Source organism: Metabacillus sp. YM-086, assembly GCF_048059995.1.
Taxonomy (GTDB): domain Bacteria; phylum Bacillota; class Bacilli; order Bacillales; family Bacillaceae; genus Metabacillus; species Metabacillus litoralis_B.
Genome location: NZ_JBLUOI010000004.1, coordinates 104715 through 123523 on the forward strand (window position 1 = coordinate 104715; position 18809 = coordinate 123523).

At 36.6% G+C, this 18809-nt stretch carries 10 protein-coding genes; all 10 read left to right on the plus strand.

Annotated features, from left to right (window positions below):
* Positions 1–128 precede the first annotated feature (128 nt).
* Positions 129–2972, plus strand: coding sequence for a glycoside hydrolase family 3 protein (locus ACEWK1_RS03235; RefSeq protein WP_212135808.1), 2844 nt, complete (start codon positions 129–131; stop codon positions 2970–2972).
* An 86-nt stretch (positions 2973–3058) separates the two neighbouring features.
* A complete protein-coding gene (locus tag ACEWK1_RS03240; protein WP_212135810.1) occupies positions 3059–5419 on the plus strand; it encodes a glycosyl hydrolase family 95 catalytic domain-containing protein in 2361 nt (786 codons plus the stop codon).
* Positions 5420–5430: 11 nt separating this feature from the next.
* A complete protein-coding gene (locus ACEWK1_RS03245; RefSeq protein ID WP_212135812.1) occupies positions 5431–7464 on the plus strand; it encodes a beta-galactosidase in 2034 nt (677 codons plus the stop codon).
* Positions 7465–7579: 115 nt separating this feature from the next.
* Complete coding sequence (locus ACEWK1_RS03250) at positions 7580–9367, plus strand: cache domain-containing sensor histidine kinase (protein ID WP_212135814.1); 1788 nt, start codon at positions 7580–7582, stop codon at positions 9365–9367.
* Positions 9360–10907: a response regulator transcription factor gene (locus ACEWK1_RS03255; protein WP_212135816.1), complete on the plus strand. Its 1548-nt coding sequence runs from the start codon at positions 9360–9362 to the stop codon at positions 10905–10907. The genes ACEWK1_RS03250 and ACEWK1_RS03255 overlap by 8 nt, the downstream gene beginning before the upstream one ends.
* A 141-nt stretch (positions 10908–11048) precedes the next feature.
* Entirely contained in the window at positions 11049–12008 is a 960-nt protein-coding gene (locus ACEWK1_RS03260; RefSeq protein WP_212135818.1) for an ABC transporter permease, read from the plus strand.
* A 14-nt stretch (positions 12009–12022) separates the two neighbouring features.
* Entirely contained in the window at positions 12023–12937 is a 915-nt protein-coding gene (locus ACEWK1_RS03265) for a carbohydrate ABC transporter permease (protein ID WP_212135820.1), read from the plus strand.
* 117 nt (positions 12938–13054) lie between these two features.
* Positions 13055–14716 carry an ABC transporter substrate-binding protein gene (locus ACEWK1_RS03270; protein ID WP_212135822.1) on the plus strand — a complete coding sequence of 554 codons (1662 nt, stop codon included), beginning with the start codon at positions 13055–13057 and terminating at the stop codon, positions 14714–14716.
* Positions 14717–14857: 141 nt separating this feature from the next.
* Positions 14858–17182, plus strand: a complete 2325-nt coding sequence (gene yicI, locus ACEWK1_RS03275; RefSeq protein ID WP_212135824.1) for an alpha-xylosidase — start codon at positions 14858–14860, stop codon at positions 17180–17182.
* Between the two features lie 214 nt (positions 17183–17396).
* On the plus strand, positions 17397–18740 hold the full coding sequence (locus ACEWK1_RS03280) for a GH1 family beta-glucosidase (protein WP_212135826.1): 1344 nt from the start codon (positions 17397–17399) through the stop codon (positions 18738–18740).
* The last annotated feature ends 69 nt before the right edge of the window (positions 18741–18809 follow it).

Here is an 18809-nt window from a genome sequence, read left to right on the forward strand (position 1 = left end):
ATTAGGGTGTTTAACAGTAAGGAGTAGATGATAGAGTAAAGATAGCGTTTACATGCATTCTTTATTTTGGTAACCGTTTCCTATTACTAAATACTAACTAATGAAAATATAGCGAGGATGAGAATATGATGGAAAAAACAGTAGAAAAAAAGAGTTATGAATTTCCTTTTCAAAATCCTGATCTACCTTTAGAAACAAGAGTAAATGATCTGATCTCAAGATTCACCTTAGAAGAGAAGGTGAATTTAATGTGTCAATATCAGCCGGCTATTGAACGCTTGGGAATACATGCTCATAAGCAAGGTACTGAAGCGGCTCATGGCATGGCATGGTTAGGTAAAGCAACAACCTTTCCACAAACAATTGGACTGGCGTGCACGTGGAATCAGGAATTATTGAAAGAAGTTGGAGATGTTATCAGTACTGAAGCTAGAGCTTTTTATAAGAAAAACCCGGAAGTAAATGGATTAACCCTATGGGCTCCTACCGTTGATATGGAAAGAGACCCACGATGGGGAAGAACAGAAGAAGCTTATGGTGAGGATCCCTATTTAACAGGTAAGCTAGCATCGTCTCTTGTTAAAGGAATTCAGGGGGATCATCCGTTTTTCTTCAAAGCTGTTGCCACATTAAAGCACTTCTTAGCGAACAATAATGAAATTGATCGGGGAAGCTGTTCAGCTAGTATTGATCCGAGAAATATGCATGAGTATTATTTGAAAGCATTTGAAGTGCCCTTTAAAGAAGGCGGGGCTTACTCCATGATGACAGCATATAACTCGATTAATGGTACGCCAGCTATTCTTCACCCTTATGTAAAGGAAATCGTGAAAGAAAAATGGGGAATGAATGGGTTCGTCGTAAGTGATGCAGCCGACCTGTTGGGTGTTGTACGAGATCATGGATATTATAATGATCATGCACAATCTGTGGCTGATGCCATTAAAAACGGAATTGACAGTATGACAGATGACTTTGATGAAACAACAAAGGCAATTTTTGAAGCGTTAGAAAAGCAATTAGTAAATGAAAATGATTTAGACGGTGCCTTGCGAAATACATTCAGAGTTCGCTTCCGTTTAGGAGAGTTTGATCCTGCTGAAAATAATCCTTATTCAGTTATATCTGAATCAGTGATTTGTGATCCGAAACATGCTAAGGTGTCGGCTAAAGCGGCTAAGGAATCTATTGTTCTATTAAAAAATGAGCATAATATGTTGCCTTTAAATAAGGAAAAGGTAAATAAGGTTTCAGTAATAGGGCCGCTCGGAAACATCGTCTACCGAGATTGGTATTCAGGAGATTTTCCGTATTCTATTACTCCTTATGAAGGAATAAAAAATAAAATGGCAGGTAAGCAAGTAACATTCCATAGTGGGAATGATAAAGTCATTCTAAAATATCGTAATGAATTTGTTGGGTTAGACACAGATGAAAACAGCCCGCTAATCGCAAATAGAAAGATCAAAGAAGAAGCAGCAAGGTTTGAGCTTTCCGATTGGGGATGGGGTAGCTATACAGCCCGTTCACTTGATAATGGAAAATATGTAACAAGTGCAGATGATCAAAACATAGCAGCTTCAGCTGATGAAATATACGGGTGGTTTGTAAAAGAAGTTCTTCACTTACAACCAGAAAGCCAACAAGGTTTTAAGCTGTCCACGTGGAATAATCAAGCTGTTGTTTTAGATGAAGAAAAAAGGCTTAAGGTATCTGAAGGTACAGACGTGTCCCAGTCTTCTGTTCTTGAGAAAGAAATCATTGAAAATGGAATGGAAGAAGCAATTAAAGCGGCAAAGGAATCTGATGTTGCCATCGTTTTTGTAGGAAATAACCCGGTTGTGAACGGGAAAGAAGAAGTCGACCGTCCTGATATTACATTAGCTGAGGCTCAGGAAAAACTAATACAAGAAGTTTATAAAGTGAATCGAAATACAGTTGTCGTTGTAATCGGAAGCTATCCGTTTGCGATCAATTGGGTAGATGAACATATTCCGGCAGTTCTTTATACTTCACATGGAGGTCAGGAGCTAGGAAATGCAATAAGTGATGTGTTATTTGGAGACTATAATCCTGCGGGTCGTTTAAATATGACATGGTATCGTTCAGTAGATCAATTACCAGATCTATTAGACTACGATATTATCAAAGGTAAGCGAACATATATGTACTTCGATGATAAAGAATTATACCCATTTGGCCATGGAAAATCGTACTCCCAATTTGAATATAGTGATTTTAAGCTTAGTGAAAAAGATATCAATGAACATGGTGAGGTAACTGTAACAGTAAAAGTGAAAAACACTAGCACGCTCTCAGGTGATGAGGTTGTACAGCTGTATTTCCGTTCACTGCAATCGAGATTCCAAAGACCACTTAAACAGCTGATTGGGTTTGAACGAATTTTTATTGAAGCGGGAGAAACAAAAGAAGTCGAGCTAAAAGTAAAAGCAACTGATTTAGCCGTTTGGGATGTTACTAGAGATAAGCATTGTGTTGAAACGGGAGAATATGAATTGCTGATTGGTCAATCATCAGCTGATATTCAGTTACAAGAAAAGCTCCAAGTAATCGGTGAGGTGATTCCTTCACGTAATTTGTATATCAATACAAGAGCGGAAAACTATGATGACTATCAAGGCGTTATGATTAATGAATGCAAAGAGGGCGGGCACTCCGTTCAAGCGAAACCAGATTCCTGGATGATGTTCTCTGATGTAGATTTAAGTAAAGGAGTACATTCTATTGAAGCTCGTGTATCTAATAGTTCAGAAACAACACAAATTGATATCCACCTAGAACATCCTCAAGGAGAAAAAATTGGTCAGCTCCTTGTCCATAACACTGGAGGAAGCCAAGATTGGCACACTGTGACAGGAGCTGTTTCTATCAGAGAAAAGATTGAACACACGAAGGTTTATTTTGTATGTAAGGGTGAGGTATTCCTAAGCTACTTCCGATTCATTGCGTAGTCATAAAAAGGTTACTGGGGATTAATGTAAAGGTCAGACTGGCAGAGAGTGCCTACTGACCTTTTTTGAAAAAATGGGGTGAAAATATGGATCAAACTAATAAAAATGAGTTGAAGCTATGGTATAAAACTCCTGCAGCGAAGTGGGAGGAAGCACTTCCGTTAGGTAACGGGCGGTTAGGAGCAATGGTTTTCGGAGGAACAAAGGTTGAAAAACTTCAATTGAACGAAGATACATTATGGTCCGGTGAACCAGGTGAAAACATAAATAAACAAGCTAATCTTACTTTAGATAAGGTAAGAGAGCTTGTCTTTAATGGGAAATATGCTGAAGCTGAACAATTAATTGAAAGTAAGATGGTAGGAGAAGATAGTGAAGCATACCAGCCCCTAGGTGATTTGCATATTGAACATCTTGTTGAAGGAGACGTTATCGATTTTCGACGTGAACTAGATTTACAAACAGCTGTTGCTTTGACGGAATACAAAATAAATGGTGTTACATATAGGAGAGAAGCCTTTATAAGTCACCCAGATCAGGTTCTTGCGATAAGAGTAAAATCTTACGGTCAGGAATGTTCTCCTATTCGTTTAAGAATTCAACTAGATTCATTGCATCCACATAAAATAAACGAAGGCAAAGATAACTCTTTAATACTAAGTGGACAAAGTCCGATTTCTGTAAAAAATCAAGGTGAAATTCTTTATGACGATCATCGAGGCTTAAGATTTCAAATTCATATACAAGGAAAGACCAATAAGGGTGAATTATCAATCTCAAATGGGGCTCTTGAGGTTTCTGGTGACAATGAAGTGATGGTACTGCTAACAGCGAAAACGAATTTCACAAAGTTTAATGAAGTACCAGATCCGGATTTAGCAGGTATTCAAAAGCAATGTCAGGATATCCTCGCCAACGCAAACTATTGGGGATATGAGGAATTAAAAAATCGTCATTTAGTTGATTATCAGAGTTTGTTTCATCGTGTTTCATTATCTTTAGATCATGAACAGAAGTATGAGAAACTGCCAACAAACGAAAGACTTGAAATCTATAAAACGAACCGAGATGATATTGCACTTGAAGCCTTGTATTTCCAATACGGCCGATATTTATTAATCTCATCATCAAGACCGGGAACTCAGGCAGCAAATCTTCAAGGAATTTGGAATCCGTTTATTCAGCCACCGTGGAATAGTGATTATACAACAAATATAAACACAGAAATGAATTATTGGCCAGCAGAGGTATGTAACCTAACAGAATGTCATGATCCTCTTTTTGATTTAATAGAAGATTTGAGTATTACGGGTAAAAAGACTGCGAAAGAATTATACGGTGCTCGAGGTTTTGCTGTTCACCATAATGTTGATTTATGGAGGATGTCTACACCGTCCTCAGACCAGGCTTGTTGGGCTTTTTGGCCAATGGCAGGGGTGTGGCTGGCGAGTCATTTATGGGAGCATTATCTGTTTACATTAGACAATAAATTTCTAGAAGAAAAGGCGTATCCATTAATGAAAGAGGCTGCACAATTTTGCTTGGATTGGTTAGTAGAAGGACCTGAAGGCTATTTAGTAACAAATCCTTCCACATCACCGGAAAATAAATTTCTAACATATGACGGTCAACCAACTGCTGTTTCTTATGCTTCTACAATGGATATGACGTTAATGAGAGAGCTATTTCAGACTTGTTTGCAGGCCAGCAAACAATTGAATATTGAAGATGATTTCCTTGAAGAAGTGTCGGAAGCTCTAAAACGCTTAGCACCATATAAAATAAACAAAGCTGGACGATTGCAAGAATGGATCGAGGATTTTGCGGAGCATGAACCAGGTCATCGACATGTTTCACATTTATATGGACTATACCCAGGCAATCAAATAAATAGAAAACAAACTCCAAACTTAGTTGAAGCTGTGAGAAACACCTTAACCTATCGCTTAGAAAATGGTGGAGGACACACAGGGTGGAGCTGCGCGTGGCTCATTCATTTATTTGCTCGCCTTCATGATCCTATAAATGCACATGATTATTTGCAAACGTTACTAGCAAGATCCACACATCCTAATCTTTTCGATGATCATCCTCCTTTTCAAATTGATGGGAATTTCGGTGGAACGTCGGGAATTGCTGAAATGTTGGTTCAAAGCCATTTAGGAGAAATTGAGTTACTACCTGCATTACCAAAGGCTTGGAAAAATGGTAGGGTAAGCGGATTAAAAGCAAGAGGTGGATTCGAAGTAACGATAGAATGGGCTGATGGACAACTAACACTAGCAGAAATATCGTCTACTAAACAAACTGATGTCGTAGTTTCTTATAACAATCAACAGGTTAAGATCGAAAGTGAAGAAGGGACAGTTCTTACTACAAATGCAATAAAAGTAGATAGTAATTCAAAACTGATCGTTTTATCAGTTGAGAAATCAAAAATAGATTAGGAGGTAATAGAATGATTAGTACAAAAATCCCGAAAATGATTTATGGGGGAGATTATAATCCCGAACAATATGACCGTGAAACGATGGATGAAGATATAAGAATGTTTAAAAAGGCGAAAATTGATTTTGTGAGAGTGAATATTTTTGCATGGGCAACCTCTCAGAAGGATGAAGTTTCTTACGATTTTCAATGGTTAGATGAAGTGATTGATACCTTATATGAAAATGGTATAAGGGTAGGAATTGGAACAGGTACAGCAGCTCATCCAGCTTGGCTTGCTAAGAAATATCCAGATGTTTTACGAACTGAATTTGACGGAAAGAAACGTAAGTTTGGTGGTAGACATAATTCCTGCCCAAACAGCCTAACTTACCGAAAATATGCTTCGTTATTTGTGGAGAAACTTGTTGAGCGCTATAAGACGCATCCGGCTGTACTGCTTTGGAATATTTCAAATGAGTGGGGTGGAGCCTGCTATTGCGATCATTGTGAGAAAGCATTTCGTGTTTGGCTTAAAGAAAAATACGGTACATTAGATGATGTTAACAAAGCCTGGAACACAAGCTTTTGGGGACATACGTTTTATGACTGGGACGAGATTGTCACACCTAATCTACTTAGTGAACATTTTGGGGAAAGACACACAATGTTCCAGGGAATCTCCTTAGATTATGCACGTTTTAATTCTGATAGTATGTTAGAATGCCATAAAATGGAGTATGATATTATTAAAGAATCGATTCCTGATACGATTGTCACTACAAATATAATGGGTGCTTATAAACCACTAGATTATCAAAAGTGGGCCCCGTATATGGATGTGATCGCATGGGATAATTATCCTTCAATTGACACACCTGTTAGCTATACAGCGATGATGCATGACTTAATGCGCGGTTTAAAAGATGGCGAACCTTTTATGTTAATGGAGCAAACGCCAAGTCAGCAAAATTGGCAGCCATATAATGCATTGAAGCGTCCTGGTGTGATGAGGTTGTGGAGCTATCAAGCAGTTGCCCACGGCTCTGATACAGTGTTGTTTTTCCAAATGAGACGTTCAAGAGGAGCATGTGAAAAATTCCATGGAGCTGTGATCGAGCATGTCGGTCATGAGCATACAAGAGTTTTCCAAGAGGTAGCGGAACTGGGGGAAGAGCTTGATCAATTATCACATACTCTATTAAATTCAAGAGTCAAAGCAAAAGTAGCGATTGTGTTTGATTGGGATAATTGGTGGGCTGTTGAATATTCCTCAGGTCCATCTATCTCATTGAAATATGTAGATGAAGTTCACAAATACTATAAAGCTTTGTTTGACCAAAATATCCAAGTGGATATGATTGGTGTTGACGCGGATCTGAGTCAATATGAAGTTGTTATTGCCCCTGTTTTATACATGGTTAAGCCGGGATATGCAAAGAAGCTTGAACATTTTGTAGAAAAGGGGGGAACATTTTTAACCACTTTTCTTAGCGGGATTGTGGATGAAAATGATCTGGTCACATTAGGAGGTTATCCTGGTGAATTGCGTCAACTACTTGGAATATGGTCAGAAGAAATAGACGCACTTGCTCCAGAACATACAAATAAAATAATCATGGAAAAAGAATATGGCCTCTTAAAAAGTGAATATTCTTGTAACCTATTATTTGATCTTATTCACTCAGAGGGTGCGGAGACCATTGCCACCTATGGAGAGGATTTTTATCAGGGCCGACCGGTGGTAACGAAGAATAAATATGGTAAAGGGCAGGCATGGTATGTGGCATCAAGCCCTGATGAGGCATTTTTATATGGTTTACTTAATGGAATGATGAATGAAAAAGGAATAAGCAATAATTTTGCAGGGAATGAGCCTGGTGTTGAAATTACACAACGTATAAAGGGCGAAAAAACATATGTATTTGTTTTAAACCATAATAGTGATGCTATAAAAATCGAGCTTCCTTCTGTAAATGGACTTAATCTATTAACCGGAAAAAAAGTCGATCACTCAATTGAGCTGGCTTCATATGATGTTGCGATTATTGAGCAGAGTAAATGACGATGAAGGGGCTATCTTTTTTTAGCCTCTTTTCCCTACTGACCTATTCCTAGATAAATTTTACTAGTTCGCAAAAATTAAAGCGTTTACACACAAATCTTGGCGGTGCAATTTTATGAATCGTATCAAAAACTATTTTAATAATATGAAGCTCCATTCTAAGCTTGTATTTTCTTTTGTTATAGCTGTTATTATTCCATTGCTTATTGTTGGAACTTTTTTGACTCATGAATTAAGGTCCAATGCTCTCACCGATGCAAAAGAGCAAGTGTCCTCTGATTTAGAAAGGGTTAAAAAGCGTACTGCCGAGACGTTAGAAAAGGCAATATATGTATCGAATAACTTAACGTTAGATCATGATCTGAAAGATATTCTTAATAAGGAATATACAACTATTCAAGAAGTTGTTTCTTCGTATAATAGCTATCATAAATTTGAAGAATATCTTGAAACCTTTAATGAAATTTCGAACATACGTGTTTACACAAAGAATAAAACAATGCTAAATAATTGGAGATTTATTCCTGAGGAATTTATTGAAGATAATTTTTGGTATCATTCCGCAAAAAATGCTAATGGATTGATAGGCTGGTATTATATACCGGATGAAACAAAAAACAACGAAAAATACTTAAGCTTAGTAAGAAAGATCAACTATACGGATTATAAAACAAGCCCTCTTTTAGTGATTAATGTGAACAACAAGCATTTATACGATATGCTCAGCCAAGAACAAACACCGGTTATGATTATTGATGATAATAACTATATTGCCGTTTCAAATCGTAAAGAATTTATAGGTAAAAAGATAAATGATGTTGTTGCTAGTGAGCTGCCGCCTGATGAATGGTCAGGTACGTTTTCTGGGAAGGTTGATGGAGAAGAAGCTGAAGTTCTTGTTGATATTTTATTGCCTGAAATTAGCTCAAATAAACTTAGATTTGTCTCTGTTATCCCTCAGAAGGTCATTATGGAGGATGCGAATAAGTTTCTCGTTCTAGGATTAATTGTCATTGTTCTTAGTTTAGTAATTGCTGTTCTATTAATCTACTTTTTCTCCAAGCTCCTATCAAGAAGAATCCTTAGGTTAGGTGAACAGATTGATACCGTTTCTGAAGGAGATTTAAATGTTTATATTCAAGTAGATGGAGAAGATGAGATTGGGCTGTTATCTTACCAATTAAATTATATGATTCGAAATATAAGAGAGCTAATAGAAGAGGTAGACAAGGCGCACAGAAAAAACAATATCCTGGAAAAACGTCAGCAGGAAATAAAGTTAAAAATGATGGCAAGTCAAATTAACCCGCATTTTCTTTTCAATGCGTTAGAATCCATTAGGATGAAGGCACATATGAAGGGGGAAAAGGAAATTGCCGGTGTCGTAAAATTGCTAGGGAAATTAATGAGAAAAAGTATTTCTGTTACCGGTGAAATGGTCACGCTACAAAATGAAATTGACTTAGTTAAATGTTACTTAGAAATCCAAAAATTCCGCTATGATGACCGTTTAACTTATTCGTTAAATATTGATCCATTATCTGAGGAGCTTTATATTCATCCACTTATTATTCAGCCGCTTGTAGAAAATGCCGTTCTTCACGGTCTAGAAGATAAGTCACACGGTGGACAAGTAGCCATTAAGACAAAGGTGATAGGTGAAGAGTTACATGTACTTGTTTCAGATAATGGAGTTGGTATAGATGAAAAAAGGCTACAACTAATCAATAAAGCCTTGGAAAATATCGAGGATAATAGAGAAAATAGAATTGGTTTAGTGAATGTACATCAAAGACTTATCCTTACGTTTGGAAAGGAAAGTGGCTTAACAATTAAGAGTCAACCTAATAGTGGAACAGAGGTTTCATTTGTGATACCAGCAAGGGGGAAGGAACATGTATAACGTGTTAATTATTGATGACGAGCCGATGATTCGAGAAGGTTTGAGAACATTAATTCCTTGGGAGGACTTTGATTTCAACGTGATTGATACAGCAAAAGATGGACAAGAGGGGTTCGAAAAATATAAGGAGAATGAAGTCCATTTGATTCTTGTTGATATTCGGATGCCAAGGATGGATGGGATCACACTTATTGAAACTGTTAGGAGAAATGATGATCAGGTGCAATTTCTAGTACTGAGTGGATATGCTGATTTTTCTTATGCCCAAAAGGCTATTAGGCAAAATGTGACTGGCTATTTATTAAAACCAGTAGAGGAAGAAGAATTGATTGGATATGTGAAAGGAATTAAGAAAACGTTAGATCAAAAACAAACTTCTAACGAATTACTAGCTAGCAGCTTGCCTGATAATAGACAAGTTTTCTTGAAGGAATTGATTGATTCTAAAGAAAATGTTCCCTCTCAAAATTTGAATAATGACGTTGCAAAATTAGGTTTAGAAGCAAAAAATTATCAGGTAGTATTGATAAAAGTTTTAAATCAAACAAACATAGATTTAGAAGAAGCTAGATTACGTTTAACAAATTATATTGAAGAAACTTGGGGCTATTTGTTCAGTAGAAATCATTATCTTTGTATCCTACTAAAAGACATAAGACCTAATCTTGTTCATTATAACGAGTTGTATGATCTAGTAAGAAACCATCTGAAGGGCATCAATATTATGATGTCTGTAAGTCATGTTTTTCCAATCATTACTGACATTGGTGTTGAATATAGAAACACAAAAGCTAGACTCGATGATGCATTTTATTATAAAGAATCTAAATTTCTAAGATCTGATTCAGAACCTTTTTTAGTGGCTAGAAATCAAAAAGATAATGAAATTCACCTAAATGAGTTCCCAATCCATACATTTACAGAAAGACTCTATTTTGCTCTTGAAGCATTTAATGAACAGGCACTTAAAAATGAAATAATGGAAGCTGCGCAAACAATGATTAATATAGAGTACTCAGAGGAACAAATCAAAACAAGTTTTATCCGCTTATTATCAATGGTCCTTAATAAGTGCTCAGTGAATAAACCAGAGCTAAGTGATACGTTATCTGATCTTACGGCGGATCTTCATAAAATCAATGATAAAACATCTTTGTTTGTTCTAATAGAATACATTTATGATATATTGTGTAAAGTTATATCTAGTCAAAATGTTGGTGACCAGGAAGGGCAATTAAAGAAACTTGTAGATTTTATCCATCGTCATTATCATGAAAACTTAAAGTTGGAAACTTTGGCAAAGATATTTGATTATAATAGTGCCTATTTAGGTAAAATTTTCAAAAATCATACAGGAGAATACTTCAACACCTATCTTGATAAAATTCGAATGGAAAATGCAAAAACATTTTTAACAGAAGGGATGAAGGTTTACCAAGTAGCCGAAAAGGTTGGCTATTCTAACGTTGATTATTTTCATAATAAATTTAAAAAATATGTTGGTATGTCTCCAAGTAAATATAGAAGAAAAACACCTTAACGTACACGATTTTTTCGTTGTACGTTTTTTATATGATTTTATATATATAAATTCTATATGATTTTTGTTTAAATTTATTAGGTATTTAATCTTAATTGTATGCGCTATCATTGAGTTATAAGTAAGGAGGAATCAACGGATATGAAAACGGTTACTAGCAAAAAAACGGCTACAATCATTCAAACGAAGAAAAACAGCTTTTGGAAAACCTTAGTGCAACAAAAATACTTATATATGATGTCTGTTCCTTTTGTCATCCTAGTCATTATATTTAACTATCTTCCGTTATGGGGATGGACGATGGCCTTTCAAAATTACAAGCCAGGTCTACCTCTATTACAGCAAGAATGGGTTGGATTTGAGCATTTTATTGAACTATTTTCAGATGATCGGTTTTATCGGGCACTAAGAAATACACTAGGTATGAGTATTCTTGGGTTAACCATCGGCTTTGTGATGCCAATCATTTTTGCTGTACTGTTAAATGAAGTTCGCGTAAACATGTTCAAACGAACGGTTCAAACAATCACATATCTACCACACTTTGTATCTTGGGTTGTTGTTGCTGGGATTGTGACAAAAATGCTATCTACTGACGGTGGGGTAATCAATGATTTATTAATAAGCGTTGGCATACTAGACAAGCCTTTTCAATTCATGGCAGAAGGATCGTATTTTTGGGGGATTGTTGTAGCATCTGATATATGGAAAGAGATGGGATGGAACGCAATTATTTTCCTTGCAGCAATGTCAGGAATTGATTCTCAGCTTTACGAAGCGGCAAAGGTAGACGGTGCTGGTCGGTTAAGACAAATATGGCACATCACATTGCCGGGAATACGACCAACGATTCTCGTTCTATTAATCTTAAATATTGGGCACTTAACTAGCATTGGTTTTGAGAAGCAAATGCTATTAGGAAATAACTTAGTTGTAGACTTTGCCGAGGTACTAGACTTATATGCGTTGAACTATGGAATAGGGTTAGGACGATTCTCATATGGTACCGCGATTGGCATATTTAATTCAGTAGTTAGTATCATTCTACTTTTTGTGGCGAATGGAATTTTTAAGAAATATTCCAACTCCAGTGTAATGTAAGGAGGAAAATAAACATGCGGAAAGATAAGTCACTTTCTAAATCAACTGCAAAAGATCGACTATTTGATTGGTTTATTTATATCTATTTAATTCTAATCTCAATCGTCACCCTATATCCTTTTTTGAATGTAATTGCCATTTCATTTAATGAATCGGTTGATACAGTAAGAGGTGGCATTCATATTTGGCCAAGATCATTTACGTTAGACAATTATATGGAAATCTTCAAATACGATAACCTGATAACTGGTTTTATTAACTCGACTACCCGTACCATTATTGGAACTATTTTAGGTGTTATATCATCTGCAATGGTCGCATACACGCTTAGTCGAGCAGATTTTCAAGGGCGGAAATTATTCTCCATGATTATTGTGTTAACGATGTATTTCTCTGGTGGATTAATTCCAGGGTACATGTTGATAAGAGATTTAGGATTAGTAAATAGCTATTTGGTTTATATTATCCCAGGCCTTGTAAATGCATTTAATATTATCATTGTTCGTTCATTTATTGATGGACTTCCATATGCCCTTCAAGAATCAGCAAAAATTGATGGAGCAAATGATTTTATGATTTTTTGGAAGATTATCATGCCTTTATGTAAACCGGTACTTGCGACAATTGCCCTTTTTGTTGCCGTAATGCATTGGAATTCCTGGTTTGATACCTACTTATATAACAGCATGAATGAAAATTTAACAACGCTGCAATATGAATTAATGAAGATTTTGCAAAATACATCGGTAGGTAGTACAGATCCAAATGGGATGAAGGGGATGACTGGGGATCAATTAAAAGCATTTGTGTCTCCAGAGTCAATTAAAATGGCCATTTCAGTTGTAACAATTGTTCCTATTTTAGTCGTCTATCCATTTGTTCAAAAATATTTTGTGCAAGGAATGACAATTGGGGCTGTTAAAAGTTAATGAAGTCTATTAATAACTCAACTTTGTAGGAGGTGATCCAACTAAACTAGGTGTAAGAGAGTAGTAGATATAAACTTCTGTTCTATGTATACAATTTCAAACTAGGGGGTTTCATACATGAAAAAGAGTGTTAGTAAGATTGTTTTGTTCATGGCAATTAGTTTTGTTCTTATCATCTCAGGCTGTAGCAACAAGTCTGGAACTGAAACAGAAAAGAATAAAGAAGGCCTTACAGAGTTTACTCTATTTAGTGCAGATCCACATACGCAATGGGATAATATGGAAAGTCCTGTAAGTAAAGTTGTCAAAGAAAAAACAGGTGTAACGTTAAATCCTGAATTTGACGTAAATGGTGGAACTCAAAAAATTGCCTTAATGATTGCAAGTGGAGAGTATCCGGACATTATTGCACCAAAAGGTGAAGCAGGAAAATTAGTTGATGCTGGTGCACTTATTGATCTTACGGATCTTATTGAAGAGCATGCTCCTAACTTGAAAAAAGTATATGGCGATTATATGAATCGTCTAAAATGGAGCAGTGATGATGAGTCAATCTACATTTTACCTACGGCTCCTGTAGACACTCAGTACTTTAAGCCTAGTCATGGTGTGGGATTACAGCATGCAGTTGTAAAGGAACTTGGATATCCAGAAATTAATACGTTAAAGGATTTTGAAAACGCTATTAAAGAATATAAAGAAAAGGTACCAGAAGTAAATGGGCAATCTACTATTGGTTTATCACTATTAGCAGATGACTGGCGCATTATGATTTCGACGACAAACCCAGCTTTCTGGTCAACTGGTGCATCTGATGATGGAGAATACTATATTGATCCAGAAACGTATGAAGCAATGTTTCATTACAAGCGTCCAGAGGAGAGAGAGTACTTCCGTTGGTTAAATCATATGAATGATGAAGGGTTGCTTGATCCAGAAAGCTTTGTTCAAAAATATGATCAATATTTAGCTAAATTATCTTCAGGACGTGTATTAGGAATTATTGATGATGATTGGGAATTCGACGAGGCGCAGCGTGCATTACGTGAACAAGGTCAACAAGATAGAATGTATGGATTATACCCTGCGACACTGGAAGAAGATATGAAGCATGCGAACTTCCAAAGTGCTGGTTATTTAGCTGGCTGGGGGGTTGGTATCACAACTAATTGTGAAGATCCGGTAGCTGCCATCAAATTCTTAGATTTTCTAGCATCTGAAGAAGGTCAAATTCTTCAAAACTGGGGAATTGAAGGAGAGCACTACACAATTGAAGATGGAAAACGTGTCATTTCTGATGAAGAAATGGATAAAAGAAATAATAATGCTAACTATGTAAAAGAAACTGGTATTGGTGTATTAAAAGGCTTTGCTCCTCTTTATGGAGATGGAGTAACTGATTCAAATGGCCAAACATATACAATTGCTTCTCCAGAACAAATAAAAGATGCTTATACAGATGTAGAAAAAGAAGTATTAACTAACTATGGTGTTGAAATGTGGAAGGACTTATATCCACAGGAAGATGAATTCCCTATCAAACCTTGGGGTACATCTTTTAATATTCAAGTTCCTGGTGATTCAGATTTAGCGCTTATTGAACAAAAGGTGCTTGATATTGTGAAGAAACGTATTCCGGAGGCAATCTTAGCAAAACCTTCTGACTTTGATAAGGTGTATGATGGTTTCTTGAAAGAAATCGATGACGCTGGTGCGAAAGAAGCCGAAGCAATGAGAACAGAATTAATCAAAGAGCGAGTAGAGCTTTGGAATAACTAAGATAAAAAGATAAGAGACCCGAAATCACCTTTGGGTCTCTTTTAAAAATAAGGAACATTTAAGTGTAATTAATTTGAAAATTCGTCTATCTACCAAATAGATTTTTGGTAAATTGACTTAATGATATGAAGAGGTGTAAACATGAAATTTACAGATGGATATTGGATGATAAGGGAAGGCTTAGATTTAATTTCTGGCGTACAGTTTTTTAAGGCTACTATAACAGAGAATACATTAAAAGTATTAGTAGCACCGAAGGATATATCAGATCGAGGCTATCAACTAGATACGTCCTTATTAACAGTGGAATTTTCATCTCCAATGGAAGATGCGATTCGAGTAAAAATCATTCACCATAAAGGAGCATTGCAGCGTGGTCCAGAATTTCAGCTTTATGAACAGCAAGCACCTGTTTCAATAGAAGAAAATGAAGATACGATAACATTTAAGAGTGGAAAAACAAGTGCAGTCATTAATAAAAAGGGACCATGGGGAATTCAATACTTATATAATGGCAAAAAAATGACGGGCAGTGGATATAAGGCAATGTCCCACATTACGGAAACTGCCAATAAAACTACCTATGTTCGCGAAGAGCTCAATTTAGGTGTTGGGGAAAATATCTATGGTCTTGGTGAAAGGTTCACTTCCTTTGTAAAGAACGGACAAGAAATCGAGATATGGAATCAAGATGGAGGTACGGCATCACAACAATCCTATAAAAATATCCCTTTCTACGTATCAAACAAAGGGTATGGAGTCTTTATTAATCACCCGGAAAACGTATCTCTTGAAGTGGCTTCTGAAAAAGTATCAAAGATTCAATTCAGCGTAAAAGGTGAATCATTAGATTACATTATTTTTGGTGGAGAAACGTTAAAAAATGTTATTTCAAGCTATACATCATTAACAGGTAAACCAGCAATGCCACCTGCTTGGTCGTTTGGTTTATGGCTATCAACCTCGTTTACAACAAACTATGATGAGGAAACAGTGAATAGTTTCGTAGAAGGAATGCGTGAACGCGATATTCCATTATCGGTATTCCATTATGATTGTTTCTGGATGGAAGCATTAAATTGGACCGACTTTGAATGGGATCGAACCATGTTTCCAGATCCTGATGGAATGCTAAAACGAATGAAAGAAAAAGGATTAAAAATTTGCGTATGGATCAACCCTTATATTGCTCAGGAATCAAAGCTTTTTGACGAGACCGTTCAAAATGGCTATTTAATTAAACGCCCTAATGGAGATGTATGGCAATGGGATAAATGGCAGCCAGGTATGGGAATCGTTGATTTTACTAACCCTGCAGCATGTGAGTGGTATGCTAGTCATCTTAGAAGATTAGTAGATATGGGAGTAGATTCTTTTAAAACCGATTTTGGTGAAAGAATCCCGACCGATGTTGTTTACTTTGACGGCTCAAATCCTGACAAAATGCATAATTACTATACATTCTTATACAACAAGGTTGTATTTGATGTATTAAAAGAAAAGCTCGGAGAAGGAGAAGTTTCCCTATTCGCCCGTTCAGCAACAGCTGGTGGTCAACAATTCCCAGTTCACTGGGGTGGTGATTGTGACGCTACTTATGAATCAATGGCCGAAAGTATCCGCGGTGGATTGTCACTTGGTTTAACGGGATTTGGATTCTGGAGTCATGATATCGGCGGATTTGAAAGTACAGCGCCAGCTGATTTATATAAACGTTGGGTAGCATTTGGTCTTCTTTCTAGTCACAGCCGTTTGCATGGTAGTAAGTCTTATCGTGTTCCTTGGGCATATGATGAAGAGGCTGTTGAAGTGACGAGATTTTTCACAAAGTTAAAATCAACATTAATGCCATATATCTTTGATTCAGCGAATGATTCAGCAAAACTAGGGCTTCCGATGATGAGAGCTATGCTACTTGAGTTCCAAGACGATCCAGCTGTCGAAACCCTGGATAGACAATATATGTTTGGTGAATCCTTACTTGTAGCCCCAATATTTAACGAAGAAGGAGATGTATCATTTTATCTTCCAAAAGGAAAATGGACACATCTATTATCAAATGAAGTAATAGACGGAGGAGAATGGAGAACAGAAAATCATGGCTACTTAAGTCTTCCATTATATGCTCGTCCTAATTCACTCATTGCGTTCGGTTCAATTGTTAACAAAGCTGATTATGACTACGCAAACAATACCGAACTACACCTCTTCCAACTCGAAGACGGTAAAACAGCAACAGCCACTGTACGTAACCCTAAATCACAAGCAGAACTAGCAGTATCAGCAACCCGTACTGAAAATGAATTAACAATCAATATCTCTGAAACTGTAGGAAAACCATGGTCATTACTATTACGTGGTATCACAGAAATAACTAGAGCTGATCATGTGAAATTCGAATCAACAGAGCATGGAATAAAACTTATACCAGAGCATGGTGTTGAAAGCTTTACAGTTGTACTTTAATATAATGTCCTCTTAAGGTTTTTGCAATATGTTGGCATTCAAACAGAGTACTGCTTTGGGAAACTAGTTTTTTAAACGATAGTGTAATGGAGCGGAAGACACTTGACTCCTGCGGGAGGTAGAGGAAAGCAAGTGTCTGCAGCGCAATGAAACGAACCAGTACAAAGAGTTAACCCTATACCCTATAACACTCAACATAATGGAGGCAATAAATATGGCAATCATTCAATTCCCTAAAGACATGAAATGGGGAACCGCAACAGCATCATACCAAATTGAAGGTGCAGCAAACGAAGACGGCCGTGGACCATCAATATGGGACACATTCTCCCATACACCTGGAAAAGTAAAAGGTGGTGACAACGGCGATATTGCATGTGATTCCTATCATAGATACGAAGAAGATATTAGAATCATGAAAGATCTTGGGATCGATTACTACCGCTTCTCTGTTGCATGGCCACGTATTTATCCAAATGGTAAGGGAGACATCAACCCAAAAGGATTAGAATACTACCATGATTTTGTTGATAAGCTAATAGAAAATGGAATCGAGCCAATGTGTACACTCTATCACTGGGATCTTCCACAAGCCCTTCAAGATCAAGGCGGTTGGGCAAACAGAGAAACCATTGATGCATTCGTTCAATATGCAGAAACGATGTTTCGTGAATTTAAAGGGAAAATTAAATACTGGATTACATTAAATGAGCCATGGTGTATTTCTTTCTTATCCAATCATATCGGAGCACATGCACCTGGATATCAAGATCTGCAGTTAGCTACTGATATCTCTCATCATTTATTAGTAGCGCATGGTAGAGCAGTGAAAAAATTTAGAGAATTAGAGGTAGAAGGACAAATTGGCTTTGCACCTAACACCACATGGCTAGATCCTTTTAGTGATCAACAAGAGGATCTCGATGCATGTCAACGTGAAATTGGTCATTATGTGGAATGGTTTATGGACCCGGTGTTTAAGGGAGAATATCCACAGTTTATGGTCGAATGGTTTAAGAAAAAAGGGGTTGAACTTCATATCCAATCTGGAGATTTAGATGATATTAACCAGCCTATTGATTTTCTTGGGATTAATTATTACACAGGTCATATCGCGCGTTATAAAGAAAATACAGGTTTATTTGACTTTGAATATATTGAAATGGGCTATGAAAGAACGGATATTGATTGGCCGGTTTATCCTGAGGGATTTTTTAAAGTGCTGACGCACATTACGAAAAGATATGGCGATGTACCGATTTATATTACTGAAAATGGTGCATGTTACAATGATGAACCTGTTAATGGAAAAGTCGGAGATGAACGAAGAATTAAATACTTACAACAGCATTTAACCGCTTTAAGTCAAGCGATTGAATCTGGAGTAAATATTAAGGGCTATTTTGTATGGTCTTTAATGGATAACTTTGAATGGGCAGAAGGCTATAGCAAACGGTTTGGGATTGTACATGTTGATTACAACACTCTAGAAAGAACGAAAAAAGATAGTTTTTATTGGTACAAAAAGATGATTGCAAATAATTGGTTTGAGTTTTAAAGGGAAACGACTAAGTCGCTTCCCTCAGACTGTAGACAACTCGAAAAACATCGGGGTTTCTACAGTCTT